The organism is Streptomyces sp. NPDC007983 (genome assembly GCF_042958345.1).
In the GTDB taxonomy this organism is placed as follows: Bacteria; Actinomycetota; Actinomycetes; order Streptomycetales; family Streptomycetaceae; genus Streptomyces.
Genome location: NZ_JBIBJI010000010.1, coordinates 259,886 through 277,524, shown reverse-complemented (window position 1 = coordinate 277,524; position 17,639 = coordinate 259,886). Strand labels below are relative to the sequence as shown.

Sequence of the window (17,639 nt, the reverse complement as noted above, 5' to 3'; positions counted from 1 at the left end):
AATCCCTTGTGTTTTCCTGACTCTCTATTCATTCACCCTCTTCCATGGATTCCATCGGAATGTCCTGCCCGCGGCCCAGGATTCTGGCGCAGGCGTGAAACACGAACATGTGGAGGCACGGCATGGGCGGTAGAGGACGAGCGAAGCGCTGGAGTGCCCTGGTGGGCGCCGCGGTGCTGGCGACCGCGGGCGGGGCGGGGTCGGCATGGGCAGCGCCGGCCGAGGGGGCGGCGCAGCGGACCGCGACGCCCGTGAAGCATGTGGTGGTGATCTTCGACGAGAACATTTCGTTCGACCACTACTTCGGCACCTATCCCCAGGCCGCCAACACCGACGGCACGAAGTTCACCCCCGCCAAGGACACCCCGAAGGACATCGACACCCTCGCACACGCGGGGCTGCTGGAGAAGAACCCCAATCTCTACAAGCCCAAGCGGCTCGCGTCCTCGCAGGCGATGACCTGCGACCAGAACCATTCCTACGGACCCGAGCAGTACGCGGCCAATGGCGGCAAGGCCGATAAGTTCGTCGAGAACACCGAGGTCAGCAAGTGCACCGGGCTGTTCGGCGAGCCCGGTCTGGTGATGGACTACTACGACGGCAACACGGTCACCGGGCTGTGGAACTACGCCCAGCACTACGCGCTGAGCGACCGTTCCTTCAGCTCCGGCTACGGCCCGTCCAGCCCGGGCGCCATCGAGCTGGTCTCCGGCCAGACCCATGGCATCGTCTCCACCGACCCGAAGTCCTCCACCGAGGACCCGAAGCAGACCGACAAGCCGGACCCGGCCACCGTGGCGTCGCCGGACGCCCAGGGCGTCGGCACGATGATCAACGACCCGGACCCGGCCTTCGACGACTGCTCGGACAAGGACCACACCAGCAGCAGCGCCCTGGGCATGCTCAAGGGCAAGAACATCGGTGATCTGCTCAACGCCAAGGACGTCAGCTGGGGCTGGTTCCAGGGCGGCTTCCGGCCCAGCACGGCCTGGGACGGCAAGCAGGGCAGCTACGCGAAATGCTCGGGCACCACGCACGCCAACGTCGGCGGCGCGTCCTCGGTGGACTACAGCCCGCACCATGCCCCGTTCCAGTACTACAAGTCCACGGCCAACCCCCACCATCTGCCGCCCAAGAACGTGGGGGAGATCGGCCACAGCGGTCAGGCCAACCACAACTACGACCTGACGGACTTCGACGCCGCCCTCAAGACGGGCCATCTGCCCGCGGTCAGCTTCCTGAAGGCCGCCGAGTACCAGGACGGCCACGCGGGCTACTCGGACCCGATCGACGAGCAGCACTTCCTCGTCAAGCAGATCAACGCGATCCAGAAGTCGCCGCAGTGGAAGGACACCGCGGTCGTCGTCGCCTACGACGACAGCGACGGCTGGTACGACCACGCGTACGCCAAGCCCACCAACGGCTCCCGTGACACCACGACCGGCTCGAACGGCAAGGCGACCGACAGCCCCGCCTGCCAGTCCGCGCCCCGGCCCGCGGGCGGCTACCAGGACCGATGCGGCCCCGGCCCGCGCCAGCCGCTGCTGGTGATCTCCCCGTACAGCAAGTCCAACAAGGTCGACCACACCCCCACCGAGCAGACGTCGATCACCCGCTTCATCGAGGACAACTGGCACACCGGCCGGATCGGTGACGCCTCCTTCGACGCCCGGGCGACGTCGCTGTCCGGCATGTTCGACTTCCGGCACCCGAACAACACCCAGGTGCTGCTGAAGCAGGACGGTTCGGTGGACTCGGTGCACCGGTCCGGGCACTACACGACCAGCGCCCTGGCCGCCGGCGCCCCGATCGCCGACGCCCTCACCCCGCACCGCCTCGCCGGGACCGCCGGGACGGCGGGGGCGGGCGGCTCGGCCGTCCTGCCGATCGGCCTCGCCGCCGGTGCGCTGGTATTCGGCACCGCGGCCACCGTCCTGGTGCTCCGCCGCCGCCGTACCGCCTGACGCCACCCGGCCCCGGGACTCACGGGACTCACAGGACTCACGGGACCCAGGATTCCCCCAGGTCCCGGGGCCGGGAATAAGCGGAGCCTTCATCCGGTTGACTGTGCGCGGTGGACGAATGTGCACCGCAGTGCGATCAGGGAGGCGGGCCACCGTGGCCGATGAGCGGGACCGGCGGGACGAAGAGCGAGACGCAGAGCGCGACACCATCCGGGCCAGGCCCCGGGGCAGTGCGCCCGTACCGCTGTCGGTGCTGGACCTGGCGACCGTCGGCAGCGGGCTGACCGCCACCCGGGCGCTGCGCACCACCACCGAGCTGGCCGAGCTCGCCGAGCGCCGCGGCTTCCACCGCTTCTGGGTGGCCGAGCACCACTCCATGCCGGGCGTCGCCAGCTCCTCCCCGGCCGTCATCCTCGCCCATGTGGCCGCGCACACCGAGCGCATCCGGCTCGGCTCCGGCGGGGTGATGCTGCCCAACCACGCCCCGCTCGTCATCGCCGAGCAGTTCGGCACGCTGGAGGCGCTCGCCCCCGGCCGGGTGGACCTCGGCCTCGGCCGCGCCCCCGGCACGGACGGGGCGACCGCGGCGGCGCTGCGCCGCACCGACCGGCTGCGCGAGGGCGCCGACGAGTTCCCGCAGCAGCTCGCCGAGCTGGTCCGGTTCCTGGACGACGACTTCCCCGACGGCCACCGGTACGCCCGTATCCACGCGGTGCCCGGGCCCGTCCAGGGGACGGTCCCCGGCGGGGTGCAGTCCGCCGACCGGCCCTCGGTGTGGCTGCTGGGGTCCAGCGGCTTCAGCGCCCGGCTCGCGGGCCAGCTGGGCCTGCCGTTCTCCTTCGCACACCACTTCTCCGCGGCCAACACGATCCCCGCGCTCGACCTCTACCGCGAGTCGTTCCGCCCGTCCGCGGTGCTGGACCGGCCGTACGCGTCGATCGGCGTCTCGGCGTTCGCGGCCGAGGACGAGAAGCAGGCCCACCGGCAGGTGCTCACCGGCGCCCTCTCCATGATCCGTCTGCGCACCGGCCGCCCGGGCCTGGTGCCCTCGCCGGAGGAGGCCGAGGCACACGAATTCAGCGAGATGGAGCGCGACTTCGTGAACAGCTGGCTGGCCAACGTGGTGTACGGGACACCCGACGAGGTACGCGAGGGGCTGGACGACCTGGTCAAGCGCACCGGGGCGGACGAACTCAAGATCACGACGACGGCGCACGGGCCGGAGGCCAAGCTCCGTTCGTACGGCCTGATCGCGGACGCGTACGGCCTGCCGGACGCGCCCGCGTAACCCCCTATGTGACGGCCGGGCAGGCGGGAAGCATGGGAGGGATGCGGTCCGGCGGGACCGGGCGGGAGTAGAACCAGCCCTGACCCGTATCGCAGCCGATCCGCCCCAGCCGCTCCGCCTGCTCCGCGCTCTCCACGCACTCCGCCACCACGGTGAGCCCCAGCCGGTGCGCCAGCTCCACCAGCGCCCGGACGATCGTCTCGTCCGCCGGATTGGGGTGCTCCTCGGCCCGGAAGCCCTGGACGAAGGAGCCGTCCAGCTTGAGCGTGGAGACCGGCAGCCGGCTCAGATAGGCGAGGTTGGAGTAGCCGGTGCCGAAGTCGTCGATCGCGATGGCCACCCCCATGTCGCTCAGCTGCTGGAGCGCCTGCAGCGGACGGCCCGCCGAGCCCATGACCGCCGACTCGGTCAGCTCCAGCTGGAGCAGCCGCGGCGGCAGCCCCGTCTCGGCGAGGATCGTGCCCACGTCGGCGACCAGGTCGGAGTCCCACACCTGACGCACGGCCACATTGACGCTGACCACCAGCGGATGCCGCGGATGGGCCTGCTGCCAGGCGCGGGCCTGGCGGCAGGCGGTACGCAGCACCCAGCGCCCGAGCGGCACGATCGCGCCGTTCTCCTCGGCCAGCGAGACGAACCGATTCGGCGAGAGCCGGCCGAACTGCGGATGGTCCCAGCGCACCAGCGCCTCCACACCCCGTACGACCCCGTCGACCAGGCCGACCAGCGGCTGGTAGTCCAGCACGAACTCCTCCCGCTCGACCGCCGGTCGCAGCGTGCTGGACAGCGCCTGGCGGGTCATGCGGTGGGCGTTGCGCTCGGGGTCGAAGAGGGTCCAGCGTGCCTTGCCGTCCTCCTTGGCCCAGTAGAGCGTGGTGTCCGCCGCCTGCATCAGCCAGGTGGTGTGGGTGCCCGCAGCGGGCCGCTCCACGACGCCGATGCTCGCCGACACCGACAGCCGCTGCCCGCCCACGTCGAACGGCCGCTGGAGCGCGGCCAGCACCGAGCGGGCCAGCTCGCACACCTGCTCGGTGCCGCTGGACTCCCGCACCAGCAGGGCGAACTCGTCACCGCCGAGCCGCGCCACCAGATGGTCGCCGGGCGCCGCGCATTCGCTCAGCCGCTGGGCGACCGCGCGCAGCAGCCGGTCGCCGACCCGGTGGCCGAGGGTGTCGTTGATCGCCTTGAAGCCGTCCAGGTCGAGGTAGCACAGCCCGATCCGGCCGGTGCCCGCGCGGTCGTACGCTCCCGCCTCCAGCGCGGCGGCCAGCCGCTCGAAGAACAGGTTCCGGTTGGGCAGCCGGGTCACCGGGTCGTGCATCTGCAGATGACGCAGCCTGCCCTGGAGGTCCCGGCGGTCGCTGATGTCGGCCATCGACAGCAGCAGGCTGCAGCTGTCCGGCGCCGGTTCGACCGTGATCTCGGCCCAGAGGGCATGGCCGTCGGAGTGATGGAGCCGACGGGTGCACGTCATCCGCTCGCGGCGGCCGAGCAGCACATCCCGGTAGTCGCTCCAGGCGCGCGCGTCCTCCCGCAGCTCCGCCAGCTCGGCGGCGCCGCGCGTGGCCAGCTGGGCGGGGTCGGCGCCCAGCAGGGTGCCCAGCGCGGGGTTGGCGTCCAGGACGTTGCCCTCGCGGTCGATGACCGCCATGGCGAGCCGCGCGGCGTTGAAGGCGGCGCGGTAGTCGCTGGGCGCGGCGCCCGGCGGGGTGCCCGGTGGGGTGCCCGGTGGCGCACCCAGCGGGGCGCCCGGCGGCGCGCCCAACGGGGTGCCGGGTGCGCCCCGTGGTGCGCCCGGGGGCGCGCACGCGGGGGCAGCCGGGGTGGGGGGTGCGCCGGCGCTCACCTCGATGGGTGGAGCGCTGGGGTGCGTACTACGCTCAGTGATCGTCGGCAGCGTCGCGCCGGGCGCGCGGCCCTGCCCGTCGGGGGTTCCGCTCACCGCTCGCTCCCGCGTGGCGTTTGTCTTGTCCAGGTATGTCATCTGTGTTGTACACGTCTCGTGCATCTCTCACACCGGGTGCCGGGCAGACGTCGAGAGCCTGCCTGAATAGGTAATCCCCGCTGGAAATGTGCCGATCATAGAGGCTCGTACTCCGCGCGTTCCATCCACGCCATCGCGATCACCGCCGCCTTGACAAGGTGTTTGGTCGTATCTGTTCGACTCTGCGCGGGCGCACTGCCCGCTTGACCGGATGTGACCGTCTGTTACGTACCCGGATCCCGGCCGGTTCACTCGACCGGTCCAGCTGAACAGGGCGTACCGCGCCAATCCGACCCAGGGTGGAGTGGGTGTTCCGTCTACGCCCGGGAGGTCGGCATGGCGCGTCCTCAAGCGTTCGCGGGGGCGTCGCGGCCGACCCGGTTGCGCCGGGCCCAGGCCGTGCTGACCTCGCTGAGCGCCGTGGTCGCCACCACCGTGGTGGCGGGCCCCGCCACGGCCGTGGGCGCGGGCGGCCCGTGCACCCTGGAGCGCACCGGCGCCCACCACTCCGAGGGCCTGGACACCTGGAACGGCGACTACCCCCGCCCGGTCCGCTCGCTCCGCGCGGCCATGGTCTTCCTGTCCTTCCCGGACGCCGCGCCCAGGGTCACCCCCGCCCGGCTGGCCGCCGACCACACCCCCACGACCGGCGACTTCTTCCGGCGCGCCTCCTACGGACGCTTCTCGCTGCGCGTCCACCCGCTGCGGCGCTGGATCGCCATGCCGAAGGCGTCCACCGCGTACGCCATACAGCGCGACTGGAACTCCTCGCGCCGCGCCGCGTATCTGCGCGACGCCATTCGCGCCGCCGATCCGCACCTGGACTTCGGCCGCTACGACATCGTCTATCTCGTCGCCGACCCCGACGCCCCGGGCGTCGACGCCGACGCGACCAAAGTGGTCAACTTCGAACGGCCACTGCGCGCCGACGGTAAGGATCTGCGCCGCCTGGTGACCGTCTTCGAGCACCATCCGCCCGATCGCAACGTCCTCGCCCATGAGACCGGGCACGTCTTCGACCTGCCCGACCTCTACCACCGGCCCAGCACCGCCGACAACAGCGGCGACTGGGACACCTACGTCGGCGACTGGGACCTGATGGGCAGCCAGTTCGGGCTTTCCCCGGACCCCTTCGGCTGGCACAAGTGGAAACTCGGCTGGCTCACCGGCCGCCAGGTGGCCTGCGTCCGGTCCCTCGGCCCGAAGATGTACACCCTCCAGCCCCTCAGCGCCCCCATGGAAGGCCGCCCCGGCGCCGACACCCGCACCCGGCTGGTGGTGGTCCGCACCGGCCCCACCACCGCGCTGGCCATCGAGGCGCGCGGCGCGTACGGCAACGACGCGGGCACCTGCACCGAAGGCGTCCTGGTCTACCGGGTGCGCAACGACGCCGCCTCGGGCGACGGCCCGGTCCGGGTCCTGGACGGCCACCCCGCCACCTCCGCCTGCTGGAACGAGTCCGTCTACCCCGAGCTGGCCGACGCCCCGCTCGGCGTCGGCGACTCCCTCCTGGCCAAGGAGGAAGCGGTCCGCGTGACCGTCACCGGCCGTGCCGACGGCGGCTCCTGGGCCGTGCGGGTCACCCGCGGCGCGCGCTCCTAGACCGGTCCTGCCGACGGCGCCGCGCCCGCGCTCGAATGCTGATCAAGCAGCGTTCGAGGTGACGCTCCGACACTGTGGCGCGCCGCCTGGCTGCGCGGACGCGACGCCGCCGGGCGCCGGGTGCTGGTCGTCATGGACCCCGGCCCGCACATCGCGGCCGCCCTGCTCGGCTGCCTGTACGCGGGCGCCGTCGCCGTCCCCGTACCCGCGCCCACGCCGCTACGAAGCCGCCGGGCTGCGCCCCGGAACCCTGGCCGCCGGATACGCCCCCGCCGAAGGCGCGCCCCTGCTGATCGCCGAGGGCCGCACCCCGGTGCCCGGCGCGGAGTTCGGCGTCGTCGACCCGCTGACCTGCCGCCGACTGCCCGAGGGGGCGGCCGGGGAGATCTGGGCGCGCGGCGCCGCCGTCGCCGCCGGCCACTGGGGGAGGCCCCTGGACACCGTGCCGCTCTTCGCCGCCCGGGCCGCCGACGGCCCGGGCGGCTTCCTGCGCACCGGCGACCTCGGCCTCGCGGCGGACGGCGGTATCCGCATGACCGGCCGGGTCCACGACGGGCTCCTGGTGGACGGGGTCACCGTGCACCCCCAGGACGTCGAGCGCGAACTGCTCGGCTGCGGGCGGGCCCTGGGGTCGGCCCGGGTGTTCTGCGCGGGGCCCGGCGCCGGGCCGCTGATCGTCGTCCAGGAGGTCCGTACGGCGAGCGCCGCCCGCACCGGGCTGCCCCGGCTCGCCGCCCGGATCCGCGCCCGGGTGGCGGAGGAGTTCGGCGTCACCACCGGCGCGGTGCTCCTCGTCCGCCCCGGTACGGTGCGCCGGGACGGCGCGGTGAAGGTACGCCGTGGGGTGCTGCGTGAGTGGTATCTGCGCGGTGAATTGCGCGCCCTGCACGCGGAGTACGCGCCGGGGCCCACCGAACCGTGCCGGGGCGGCGCGGCCTGAACGGCGGCCGCGGACTAATACCTCTGTTCGACAAGGGGAATCGGGCGGAAAAGGCTGCGAGGTCCGGAAACGCTTGGGAATAATCATCATGCGGGGGCCGGTGGGGAAGGGGCGGGGCGACATGGTCAGGGTGCTCATCGCCGAAGACATGCATATGCTGCGTAAAGCACTGGTCGCCCTGCTGGAATTCGAACCCGATATCGAGGTCGTGGCCGAATTCTCCAGCGGCGCCGATATTCTGCCGCGGGCCCGTCAGCTCCGCCCGGATGTCGCGATTCTCGACATCGATCTGCCCGGAATGGACGGCCTGACCGCCGCCGCCGAGTTGCACACCGCCGTTCCCGAATGCCGGACCATGATGCTCACCAGCCTCGGCCGGCCCGGAAACCTGCGGCGCGCGCTCGCGGCGCATGTCGCCGGATTTCTGCTGAAGGACAGCAGCCCGGCCACCCTGTGCGATGCCATTCGCGCGGTCGCGCGGGGCGAGCGGGTCGTCGATCCACAACTCGCCCTGGCCGCCCTGGACGACGGCCCGCAGCCGCTGACCCCGCGCGAACTGGAGGTGCTGCGGATGGCCTCCGAGGGTGAGGAGACCGCCCGTATCGCGGCCCGGCTCTTTCTGTCGGCGGGGACGGTGCGCAATTACCTGACCTCCGCCGTCACCAAGCTCAATGCGCGCAACCGGGTCGACGCCATCCGGATCGCCCGCGAGGCGGGCTGGCTGTAGCGGGGGCTACGAAAAACGGCCCGGCGTCACGCCGTCACCGCGGGGCCGAACTCCTCCTCCGTACCGCGCCCCCGCCCGTTCCGCGGCGCCTCCGCGGACACCTCCAACTCGGCTCGCAGCTCGAACCAGCCGTCGGGCCGTACGTCCGCGTGCAGCCGCCCGCCGAGCCCCGCCAGCCGCACCCGGAGGTTGCCGATCCCGCTGCCGCCCGCCGTACCGGCGGTTCCGGCGACGCCGTCGGCACGCAGGATGGTGGACGGCTTGCCCACCCCGTCGTTCACCAGGGTCAGCCGCACCGTGGGCCCGGCTCGCCGGGCCGTGATCGCGCAGTGCTCGGCCTTGCTGTGCCGCAGCACATTGGTCAGCCCCTCGCGCAACACGCTCGCCAGCACCGTGTCCACCCGCTCGGGCAGCGGCCCGCAGTCGATGTCCGCGGTGGCCCGGATGCCCGCCGCGGCCAGCATGGACCGGGCCGTCTCCGCCTCCGCGGACAGCGACATCTTGCGGTACCCCCGGGCCACCGCCCGGACGTCGGCCAGCGCCTGACGGGACGTCTGCAGGATCTCGGCCAGCTCCTGCCGCACCCGGTCGTTCTGCCGGGGCACCAGCCGGTGCACCAGCTCGCATTTGAGGGTGATGGTGGACAGGCTGAGGCCGAGCAGATCGTGTACGTCCCGGGAGAACCGCAGCCGCTCCTGCGCGACTGCCAGCCGGGCCAGCTCCGCGCGCGACCGGGAGACCTCGGCGACCAGCCCCGAGAGCCGGGAGAGCCCGAAGACCACCAGCCCGGTGATCGTGGTGGACACCGTGGTGTACGCGACCTTGTCCCAGCCGAACCCCACCTGGAACAGCAGCATATCGGTGATCACCAGGATCGCGGCGAACGTCGGCCAGGCCACCGCCGGGACCAGCACCAGCAGCGCGGATCCCGCCAGGAAGCCGGGCATGCCCAGCCACGCCTGCTCGAAGACGGCGAACGGCAGAAACGTCAGCGTCGCCTGAAGCAGCAGCGTCCAGTGCCGGGCGGCGGCCATCCGGGGCACCAGCCCGGGGAAGGAGTGCGTCAGCTGGATGCCCAGCAGCGCGGCCAGCACCGGCAGGATCTCCAGCATCCGCACCACCGCGTCCACCGCGCTCCCCGGCGGGAGCCCTTCGACCACATACGTCACGGCGACGGAGAAGTAGCCCAGGAGCACCACGACCGTGATCACCACGGCCAGGCGCGGCGCCAGGTCGTCGTGGTCGCGCGGCGGCTTTTTCCCGGCATCGTCGGGCAAGAGGCTCCCCTGCACTCGTCCTCCGGATGGTCGGGCCGGATTGGGCGGCTTGCCCGAGAGTATCCGATCTTTTGCGGGGGAGGAGGGGGTGCGGCGAAGGCTCATGGTGTACACAGAGTTACGGGTTGTCACCGGCGATCACAGGAAGAATCACAGGAAAAGGGGAACGGGATTCAGGTCGCGGTACGCGGTCGGCCGCCGCAGCCGTCCCAGGGCCACCGGGACGTCGTAGAGCCGGCCGGGCGCGAACCGGGGCCAGTGCGGGCGCAGTCCGGGCACCAGCACCTTGGCCACGGGCAGCCCCACATCCGGCCGGGTCTGGTCCAGCACCAGCAGCTCCATCCCGCGCGCGCGGACCGCCTCCCGTACGGCGGCCAGCGCGTCACCGTCCGGGGGAGCGGCCACCACGGGCGGCGGCGCGTCCCGGGCGGGCGTCAGATAGGGCCGGCCGGCGGTGGTCGCGGTACGGAACCAGCGCAGCGCCACCGGGTCGGCCGCGCCGTACCCGCCGCCGTCCGCGCGGGCCTCGACCACCGCGGGCAGCATCTGGTTCAGCTCCGCGAAGGCGTGGCATAGCGCGGTGTGCAGGTCGAAGTGGGCTCCGAAGCCCAGCGTGATGTCCTCGGCGGGCTTGTCGGTGCGGCGCGAGAGCGCGGCGACCACCGGGATGCCGAAGTCGGTGGTGAGGTCCAGCGCCCACACCTCGCGCCGCAGTCCGCCGTGGGCGCGGCGCACTTCGGCCAGCCACGGGTCGTCGAAGGCGTCCAGGGCTACCGCGGGCTGACGGGTGCGGTTGTACCACCACAGGGCGACCGCGTCCCGCTCCACCAGCTCCAGGAAGCCCCGTACGACGGCGTCGGCCAGGGTGGACCCGGCCGCCGCGCCGTTGGAGTCCGCCCGGCAGCAGCGCCGTCCCGGGGGCTGCGGGGCGCCGTAGTACAGCAGCGCGGTGGGCAGCAGCCGGTGCCGCTCGGCGGTGAGCGACCACACCGGCGTCCAGTCGAGTTCGGCGTCCTCGTCGAACGGGTCGGGAGGCCGGTGGCGCGCGGGCATGGTCCGGTCCGTGAACGGCCGCGCGAACTGCCGTGGATGCACGAGCTGCACGGTGTCCGGATGCACCGCGTCCGCCGGATCCAGCGCGCGGTAGCGGGCGCGCTGGCGCGGCTCGTCCCCCTGGAAGTGGCCGCTGTAGTGCTCGAGCGCCTCGCACAGTGCGCTCGCCCGGGCCTGTTCGGCGGTCCGCCCCTTGCCGTGGGCGGCGGCCCGCAGCCCGGCCCGCACCGCGTCCAGCCCGCTCGGCGGCACGGGGGCGGTATGCGGACCGTAGGCGGCGTACGAAGGGTGGCGGGCGTGGTAGCAGTTGAGGAAGGCCGGGCCGCGCGGATCGCGGCGGATCTCGGTGACCAGCCCGGTGACGGGGTCGACGAGATGGCCGTACCGCTCCATGACGTCGCGCGGTGAGGCGGCGTCCACGGAGTCGTCGTGTGGCTCACGTGGCTCACGTGGCTCACGTGGCTTCCACGGCGACGGCAGGGCCAGCGGCGCCCGTATCCGCTCCGCGACCAGCGCCGGATTCCCGCATCCGGCGCACTGCGGGCGGCGGGAGAGCGGATGGCGGTCCACGGTGGCGGTGAGGCTGTCCAGGGTGCACAGCGCCCGCTGCCCCGGATGCCGGTGCCCGGCCAGCCACTTGGCGGCCTCCAGCGCGGCCAGCTGGAGCGCGGCCGCGCGGCTCGCGGGCAGCGAGGCGGGGGGCCGGGGCACCGGCCCCGGGCGGCCCAGCCTGCGCTGGAGGTACGCCTCGGCCTGCCGCCCCCGCCAGAGCCGGTCGGCCAGACACGCCCAGCACGGGTCGTCGGGGGCGCCGAGGAACGGGCCGAGCCACGCCTGGGTGCCCACCGGTTTGACGGGCAGCCAGCGGCGGCCCGCGGCGCGATGGGCGGCGTCGACCGCGGCGAGCCGCGGATCGAGGTAGTCGTCGCACACCACAAGGGTGAGTTCGGCGGCGCCGTGTTGACGGGGGCCGACTTGACGTACGGCCCATCGGCACTCCCGGCCCTGCGCGGCCGGGGCCGCCGCCCGGTCGTCCGGCTCCCCGTCCGCCGAGGCCGCCGACCGCAGCCCCGCCGCCCGCAGCGCCCGGACGACCTCGGCGGGGTCGGCCGAACCCAGGATCACCGATGCCACGGAGGCCGGGGCCGGGCGGCCGGCCGGGCGTATGGAGCGGCTGTCGCCGCCGCCCAGCCCGGCCAGCTCCCAGTACGCCTCCTCGGGCCCGGGGGCGTGCGTGGGCTCCCGCTCGGACACCAGCCCGGCCGCCCGCAGCCGCGCGATGACCCGCTCGGCCTGCCCGGCGGGCACGGCGCCCGGCCGCCCGGGCGCGCGGGCTGCCTCGGTGAGGATGTGCGCGAGGTCCCGCGACCCGTCCAGCAGCGGCGCGAGCGCCGCGATCGCCCGTCCGTGCAGCGCGGTGACGCCGTGCTCGGAGACCAGGTAGACGGCCTCGCCCGGCACCGGTTCGACCCGCAGATGCGGGGTGAAGCCCAGTTCGCCCGTCATGTGTCCCCGTCCCTCATTCCCCGCTGAACGTGCAGATGCAGATGCGCGGCGCGACGGTCGGCCACGCGGCGTCGGTCAGGTCCTCGATGACCAGGTCGTCCGGGTCGGAGTCCGGAACGGCCGGGGGGCCGCCACCGGCCGCCTCCCCGCCGTCCGGGAGCGATCCGGCGGTGTCGGGCAGGGACCGCGTGGGTTGCGGGGGGATGGAGGCTTCCGTCATCACAGGCTCTCCTCGGGGTGGGAGGCGGTCGTGGACCGGGGGCCGCGGCGGGGCCGCCGCCGCGGGCCAGTGCCGCCGTCATCGCCAGGGTGTGAATTTGTCATGGGTCGAACTCCCAGGACTCATACCGACTTCGGTATTCCGGCACTGGTCGGATGCACCGCTCACCCGCGAGTCTTTTCTGTGCCTCGATGGCACGGCCGCGCGGCCAGGAGGCACCTGACGGACCGTTGACGGAGGTACAGGACCATGGACATCAAGGTGTTGGGGCCGCTGAGCGTCGAGGCGTGCGGTCAGTCGATCGTGCCCAGCGCGGGCAAGCCGCGGCAGATCCTTGCACTGCTTTCCGTCTACGCCAACCAGATGCTGCCGGTGCCCACTCTTATGGAGGAAATCTGGGGCACGCAGATGCCGCGCAGTGCGCCCACCACCTTGCAGACCTACATCCTTCAGCTCCGCCGCAGGCTGGCCGCCGCTTACGGCCCCCAGGCGCCGCAGGCTTCGAAGGACGTGCTGGCCACCCGGTACGGCGGCTACGTCCTGGAGGCGCAGCCGGGCGCGGTCGACATCCATGAGTACGACCGGCTGGTGGCCGCGGGGCGCGACGCGCTCGACGCCGGGGACGACGTCGAGGCGTCCCTGCTGCTGCGCGAGGCGCTCGCGGTCTGGCGCGGTCCGGCGCTGGTGGATGTGCGGGTCGGCCCGGTCCTGGAGATCGAGCTGGCCCGGCTGGAGGAGAGCCGCCTCGGCGTCCTGGAGCGCCGGATCGAGGCAGACCTGCGGCTCGGCCGCCATGCCGAGCTGCTGACCGAGCTGACCGAGCTGACCGCCCGCCATCCGCTGCACGAGGGGCTGCACGCCCAGTGCATGGCCGCGCTGTACCGGGCGGGCCGCCCCTGGCAGGCGCTGGAGGTCTACCAGGGGCTGCGCGCCCGGCTCGTCGAGGACCTGGGGCTTGAACCGTCGCCGCGGCTGCAGAAGCTCCAGCAGGCGGTGCTCGCCTCCGACCCGGCGCTCGACCTCGACCTGGAGGGGCACTGGCGCCGGCCGGTGCTGGACCTGTTCGCCGCCTGACCCGCCGCCCCGAGACGGTCCGTCCGACGCCCTGCCCCGCTTGACCGCTCGACCCGCCGCACAGGCCCCGTCACCTCCCCAGGGCCCGCCCGGTGCTCCTCCCCCCAACGCCCGGCGCCGCCCTTCAGCCGGGTCTGCTACGGCTCCGCTGCCCGATCCCCCCGCGCGGGCAAGCGGAGCCGTAGTGCATTTCCCCCAGGCCGGTCCGATACGCCGCCGGTCCCATGCCCCGCCTTGTCCCGTACGCCGTCCGTCCCGTGCCCCGCCTTGTCCCGTACGCCGTCCGTCCCGTGCCCCGCCTTGTCCCGTACGCCGTCCGTCCCGTGCCCCGCCTGTCCCGTACGCCGCCCGTCCCATACCCGCCCGTCCGACACCAGCCGAGGGGGCGCCTTGCGCATCGTCGACCTGTCCACACCGGTGGACGCCCCCGTGCCCTGCGGCGCCACCGGTGCGTACGGAGCGTCGCGCGTCATCGACCGGATGCCGCGCGAGTGGTTCCCGCGCCCGGCGCACGTCCTGGACATCACCGGCGCCGACCCGGACACCCGCACCGCCGGGGTCGAGGACATCGAGAAGGCGCTCGCCCGGACCGGCTGCCGCCCTCGCCCGAGGGACATCGTCCTGCTGTACACCGGCGCCGCCTGCTGGGCCGGTACGCCCCGCTACTTCACCGACTTCACCGGCCTCGACGGCCCCGCCACCGACTACCTCCTCGACCTGGGGGTCCGGGTGATCGGCACCGACGCGTTCAGCCTCGACGCCCCCTTCCACGACATGATCCGCCGCTACCACGCCACCGGCGACCGGTCGGCGCTGTGGCCCGCGCACTTCGCGGGCCGCCGCCGGGAGTACCGCCAGATCGAGCGGCTGGCGCGGCTGGACACCCTGCCGCCCACCGGGTTCCGGGTCGCCTGCTTCCCCGTGCGGACCGCGGGTGCGGGCGCGGGCTGGACCCGCGCGGTGGCCCTGCTCGACGAGGTGTGAGTCCGGTGGTGACGGCGCATCAGGAGGTCGACACCGAGGTCTGCGTGGTCGGCGGCGGCCCGGCCGGCCTCGTCCTGGCGCTGCTGATGCTGCGCTCGGGGGCGCGGGTGACGGTGCTGGAGCGCGCCCGCGCGCACGAGCGGGAGTCCCGCGGCGAGATCCTGCAGCCCGGCGCGCTGGCGCTGCTGGACGAGCTGGGGGTGCTCGCCGGGGCGCGGGCGCGCGGCGCCCAGGAGCACGACCGGTTCCGGCTGTTCGAGGGCGACCGGATGCTGCTGGAGGCCGACTACCGGCTGCTGCCCGCCCCGTACGACCATCTGCTGTCCCTGCCCCGGACGCATCTGCTGGACGAACTCCTCGCCCACTGCCGCCGCCGGCCCGGCTTCCGCTATCTGCCCGGCCGGAGGGTCGGCGGTCTGGTGTGGCGGGACGGGCGGATCGCCGGGGTCACCGCCGACGGCCCGGTGGGCCGCTGCACCGTGCGGGCCCGCGCCGTGGTCGGCGCGGACGGCCGCTACTCCCGGGTGCGGCGGCTGGCCGGAATCGGCGCGGGCCGCACCGAGGCGCTTCACCAGGTGCTGCTGTGGTGCACCCTCAGGGCGGGCGGCGCGGACGCCCCGCCGCTCCGCGAGGTGCGGGTGTTCCGCACCGGGGACGGCCCGGTGGTGGTCTACGGGTCCTGGCCGGACCGCGTCCACCTGGGCTGGACGCTGCCGCAGCACGGCCACCGCGCCCTCACCGCGCTCGGCCCGGACCGGGTCAGGGAGCGGCTCGCGCATGCCGTGCCGCCGTACGCCACGGCCATCCGCGAACAGGTCCGCGCACTCGGCGACCTCGGGCTGCTGGACGTCTTCTCGGCCCGCGCCCGGCGCTGGGTGGACGACGGGCTGGTGCTGATCGGCGACGCCGCCCACACCCACGGCCCGATCGCCGCCCAGGGCATCACCCTCGCCATCCAGGACGCGGTGGTGCTGCACCCCGTGCTGGTCGGCGCGCTGGCCGCGGGCGACCTCGGCGCGGATCGCCTCGCCGCCTTCGAGGGGCGCCGGGGGCCCGACGTCGCGGCCGTCATACGGATGCAGACCCGGCAGAGCCGGGCCCTGCTCTCGGGCGGCGCGTTCGCCACCCGTGTGCGCCCCTATCTCGCGCGGGCGCTGCGCCACACCCCACTGCACCGCGTGATGCTCCAACGCATCGCGTTCGGCGGCCCGTCGATCCGCGTCATGGACGCCAGGGTGTGCGGACGTCCATGAGCGGGCGGCGCGCGCGTCGGCCACCGGTGGCGGGTCGAGGCGGCCTCAAGTCACGGCGGCGACCATGGCGTTCTCACAAGAAACACCGCCTGGTACGACCGCGAGGAGGCGCCGATGGTGCCGAGGGTGTCAGACGCAGCCGGGCTGTCCGTCGTGGTGCTGGGCGGCACCGGCGCCCTGGGCGGCGCGGTCCGGCGCGCGTTCGAGGCCGTGGGCGCCCGGGTGCTGGTGGTCTCCCGCCGGGAGCCCGAGCCCGGTGAGGCCGTCTCCTGGGCCGGGCTGGACCTCACCCGCGCTCCGTCCGGACAGCTGGCCGCCGTCCTCGCCGGGGCCGCCGCCGACGTCGTGGTGAACGCGGCCGGGCTCACCCACGGCGGCACCGAGGAGGAGCTGGCCGCGGTCAACGCCGGGGTGGTGCGCACCCTGGTGGAGGCCGCCGCGGCGCTGCCGTACCGGCCCCGGCTGGTGCAGCTGGGCACCGTCCACGAGTACGGTCCGGTGTGCCGCGGCGTCGGCATCACCGAGGACCTGCCGCCCGCGCCGGTCAGCGCGTACGGCCGCACCAAGCTGCTCGGCGCGCAGACCCTGCTGCGTGCCACCCGGTCCGGTCCGGTGGACGGCACGGTGCTGCGGATCGCCCATGTCTTCGGCCCCGGCGCGCCCCGCGCCGGCCTCCTGGGCACCGTCGCCCGCCATCTGGCCTCCCACTGCCCCGGCCCGCTGCGACTGGAACCGCTGGAGGGGCGCTGGGACTTCGTGGACATCCGTGATGTCGCCGCCGCGGCCCTCGCGGCGGCGACGGCGCCCCGGGCGAGCGGACAGGTGGTCAACATCGGCTGCGGCCAGGCGCTGGGCGTGCGGCGGCTGGTGGAGCGGATGATCGTCCTCAGCGGGCTCGGCGTGCAGCTGGTGGAGGAGCCGGGCGCCGGTGATCATTCCGCGGGCCCCGCCTGGCAGCGGGTGGACATCTCCCGGGCCCGGCTGCTGCTGGGCTGGCGGCCGCGGTTCGGCACGGTCCGGTCGCTGCGCGACCAGCTGGCCGAGGCGGGGGCGCCGGACCGCGCGGTGGTGGCGCGCCCATGATGGACCTCGGCCTGGACGGGCGCACGGTCCTGGTCACCGGCGCCACCGGTGTCGTCGGCCGGGCCGCCGCCCGTGCCTTCGCGGCGCAGGGCGCGCGGGTGGCGCTGGCCTTCCGGAACCGCCGCGAGGCCGCCGAGGAGCTGGCCGCCGAGCTGGCGGGCCCGGACGGCAACCAGGCCTTCGCCGTGCCGTACGCACTGGAGGACTCCGCGTCGCCGCGCTGGGTCGTGGCCGCCGTCGAGGAGCGCTGGGGCGCGCTCGACGTCCTGGTGGCGAACGCCTGGCGGCGGGGCGCGCGATGCGATCCGCGCGCCCGTTTCGAGGACATCCCCGAGGGGGACTGGCTGCCGGTCGTCGCGGACAGCCTGGCCCCGGTGATCCGTACGGTGCAGTGCGCCGTCGTCGGGATGCGGGAGCGCGGCTGGGGCCGGATCGCGCTGGTGTCCTCGCGCCGGGTGCCCGACGAGTTCCACGGCGCGGCCGAGGCCGGGCTGCAGGGCTTGGCCCGCGGCCTGAGCGGGCAGGTGGCGACGGACGGCGTGCTGGTCAACGCGGTGTGCCCGGAGGGCGCGCCCTCGGTGGCCGGGGCCGCCGCCCGGACCCTGCTGTTCCTCTGCTCGGCGGCCAACACCCAGCTCACCGGCCACGCCCTCACGCTCACAGGCGGCTGACCGGGGAGGGATC

Annotated in this window: 13 protein-coding genes and 1 pseudogene; 10 read left to right on the top strand and 4 right to left on the bottom strand. The window is 73.9% G+C overall.

Annotated features, from left to right (window positions below):
- The first annotated feature begins 122 nt into the window (after window positions 1–122).
- Both ACFZCY_RS29335 and ACFZCY_RS29330 read left to right on the top strand, forming a co-directional pair.
- The gene (locus ACFZCY_RS29335; RefSeq protein ID WP_391179701.1) at window positions 123–1,964 is read left to right on the top strand and encodes an alkaline phosphatase family protein; all 1,842 of its coding nucleotides are present in this window, start codon (window positions 123–125) and stop codon (window positions 1,962–1,964) included.
- A gap of 154 nt (window positions 1,965–2,118) precedes the next feature.
- Window positions 2,119–3,252 carry an MsnO8 family LLM class oxidoreductase gene (locus tag ACFZCY_RS29330; protein WP_391179697.1) on the top strand — a complete coding sequence of 378 codons (1,134 nt, stop codon included), beginning with the start codon at window positions 2,119–2,121 and terminating at the stop codon, window positions 3,250–3,252.
- A 4-nt stretch (window positions 3,253–3,256) separates the two neighbouring features.
- Here ACFZCY_RS29330 and ACFZCY_RS29325 read toward each other — a convergent pair whose 3' ends face one another.
- Window positions 3,257–5,194, bottom strand: a complete 1,938-nt coding sequence (locus ACFZCY_RS29325) for an EAL domain-containing protein (protein WP_391179694.1) — start codon at window positions 5,192–5,194, stop codon at window positions 3,257–3,259.
- Window positions 5,195–5,572: 378 nt separating this feature from the next.
- Here ACFZCY_RS29325 and ACFZCY_RS29320 point away from each other — a divergent pair, with 378 nt between their 5' ends.
- From ACFZCY_RS29320 to ACFZCY_RS29310, 3 genes are all read left to right on the top strand, one after another.
- The gene (locus ACFZCY_RS29320; RefSeq protein WP_391179692.1) at window positions 5,573–6,838 is read left to right on the top strand and encodes a M6 family metalloprotease domain-containing protein; all 1,266 of its coding nucleotides are present in this window, start codon (window positions 5,573–5,575) and stop codon (window positions 6,836–6,838) included.
- 58 nt (window positions 6,839–6,896) lie between these two features.
- Complete coding sequence (locus ACFZCY_RS29315) at window positions 6,897–7,778, top strand: hypothetical protein (RefSeq protein WP_391179689.1); 882 nt, start codon at window positions 6,897–6,899, stop codon at window positions 7,776–7,778.
- A gap of 121 nt (window positions 7,779–7,899) precedes the next feature.
- The gene (locus ACFZCY_RS29310; protein ID WP_391179687.1) at window positions 7,900–8,505 is read left to right on the top strand and encodes a response regulator; all 606 of its coding nucleotides are present in this window, start codon (window positions 7,900–7,902) and stop codon (window positions 8,503–8,505) included.
- A 26-nt stretch (window positions 8,506–8,531) separates the two neighbouring features.
- Here ACFZCY_RS29310 and ACFZCY_RS29305 read toward each other — a convergent pair whose 3' ends face one another.
- From ACFZCY_RS29305 to ACFZCY_RS29295, 3 genes are all read right to left on the bottom strand, one after another.
- The gene (locus tag ACFZCY_RS29305) at window positions 8,532–9,782 is read right to left on the bottom strand and encodes a histidine kinase (RefSeq protein ID WP_391179684.1); all 1,251 of its coding nucleotides are present in this window, start codon (window positions 9,780–9,782) and stop codon (window positions 8,532–8,534) included.
- Window positions 9,783–9,932: 150 nt separating this feature from the next.
- Window positions 9,933–12,341 carry a TOMM precursor leader peptide-binding protein gene (locus ACFZCY_RS29300; protein WP_391179682.1) on the bottom strand — a complete coding sequence of 803 codons (2,409 nt, stop codon included), beginning with the start codon at window positions 12,339–12,341 and terminating at the stop codon, window positions 9,933–9,935.
- A 13-nt stretch (window positions 12,342–12,354) separates the two neighbouring features.
- On the bottom strand, window positions 12,355–12,561 hold the full coding sequence (locus ACFZCY_RS29295; protein WP_391179679.1) for a hypothetical protein: 207 nt from the start codon (window positions 12,559–12,561) through the stop codon (window positions 12,355–12,357).
- A gap of 249 nt (window positions 12,562–12,810) precedes the next feature.
- Here ACFZCY_RS29295 and ACFZCY_RS29290 point away from each other — a divergent pair, with 249 nt between their 5' ends.
- The 5 genes and pseudogenes from ACFZCY_RS29290 (at window position 12,811) to ACFZCY_RS29270 (ending at window position 17,626) form a co-directional block, all read left to right on the top strand.
- Entirely contained in the window at window positions 12,811–13,635 is an 825-nt protein-coding gene (locus tag ACFZCY_RS29290) for an AfsR/SARP family transcriptional regulator (RefSeq protein ID WP_009717667.1), read from the top strand.
- 411 nt (window positions 13,636–14,046) lie between these two features.
- Window positions 14,047–14,619: pseudogene (locus tag ACFZCY_RS29285) on the top strand (cyclase family protein); the annotation flags it as partial.
- A gap of 8 nt (window positions 14,620–14,627) precedes the next feature.
- On the top strand, window positions 14,628–15,872 hold the full coding sequence (locus tag ACFZCY_RS29280; RefSeq protein ID WP_391179675.1) for an FAD-dependent monooxygenase: 1,245 nt from the start codon (window positions 14,628–14,630) through the stop codon (window positions 15,870–15,872).
- Window positions 15,873–15,998: 126 nt separating this feature from the next.
- Window positions 15,999–16,955, top strand: a complete 957-nt coding sequence (locus ACFZCY_RS29275) for an NAD-dependent epimerase/dehydratase family protein (RefSeq protein WP_391179672.1) — start codon at window positions 15,999–16,001, stop codon at window positions 16,953–16,955.
- The gene (locus ACFZCY_RS29270; protein WP_391179669.1) at window positions 16,952–17,626 is read left to right on the top strand and encodes an SDR family NAD(P)-dependent oxidoreductase; all 675 of its coding nucleotides are present in this window, start codon (window positions 16,952–16,954) and stop codon (window positions 17,624–17,626) included. Before ACFZCY_RS29275 ends, ACFZCY_RS29270 begins: the two co-directional genes overlap by 4 nt.
- Window positions 17,627–17,639: the final 13 nt, after the last annotated feature.

Bases quoted from the DNA above. Each gene is read 5' to 3' on its own strand.
- ACFZCY_RS29335 (WP_391179701.1), top strand. From the start codon at position 123: ATGGGCGGTAGAGGACGAGCGAAGCGCTGGAGTGCCCTGGTGGGCGCC.
- ACFZCY_RS29320 (WP_391179692.1), top strand. From the start codon at position 5,573: ATGGCGCGTCCTCAAGCGTTCGCGGGGGCGTCGCGGCCGACCCGGTTG.
- ACFZCY_RS29310 (WP_391179687.1), top strand. From the start codon at position 7,900: ATGGTCAGGGTGCTCATCGCCGAAGACATGCATATGCTGCGTAAAGCA.
- ACFZCY_RS29300 (WP_391179682.1), bottom strand. From the start codon at position 12,341: ATGACGGGCGAACTGGGCTTCACCCCGCATCTGCGGGTCGAACCGGTG.
- ACFZCY_RS29295 (WP_391179679.1), bottom strand. From the start codon at position 12,561: ATGACGGAAGCCTCCATCCCCCCGCAACCCACGCGGTCCCTGCCCGAC.
- ACFZCY_RS29290 (WP_009717667.1), top strand. From the start codon at position 12,811: ATGGACATCAAGGTGTTGGGGCCGCTGAGCGTCGAGGCGTGCGGTCAG.
- ACFZCY_RS29270 (WP_391179669.1), top strand. From the start codon at position 16,952: ATGATGGACCTCGGCCTGGACGGGCGCACGGTCCTGGTCACCGGCGCC.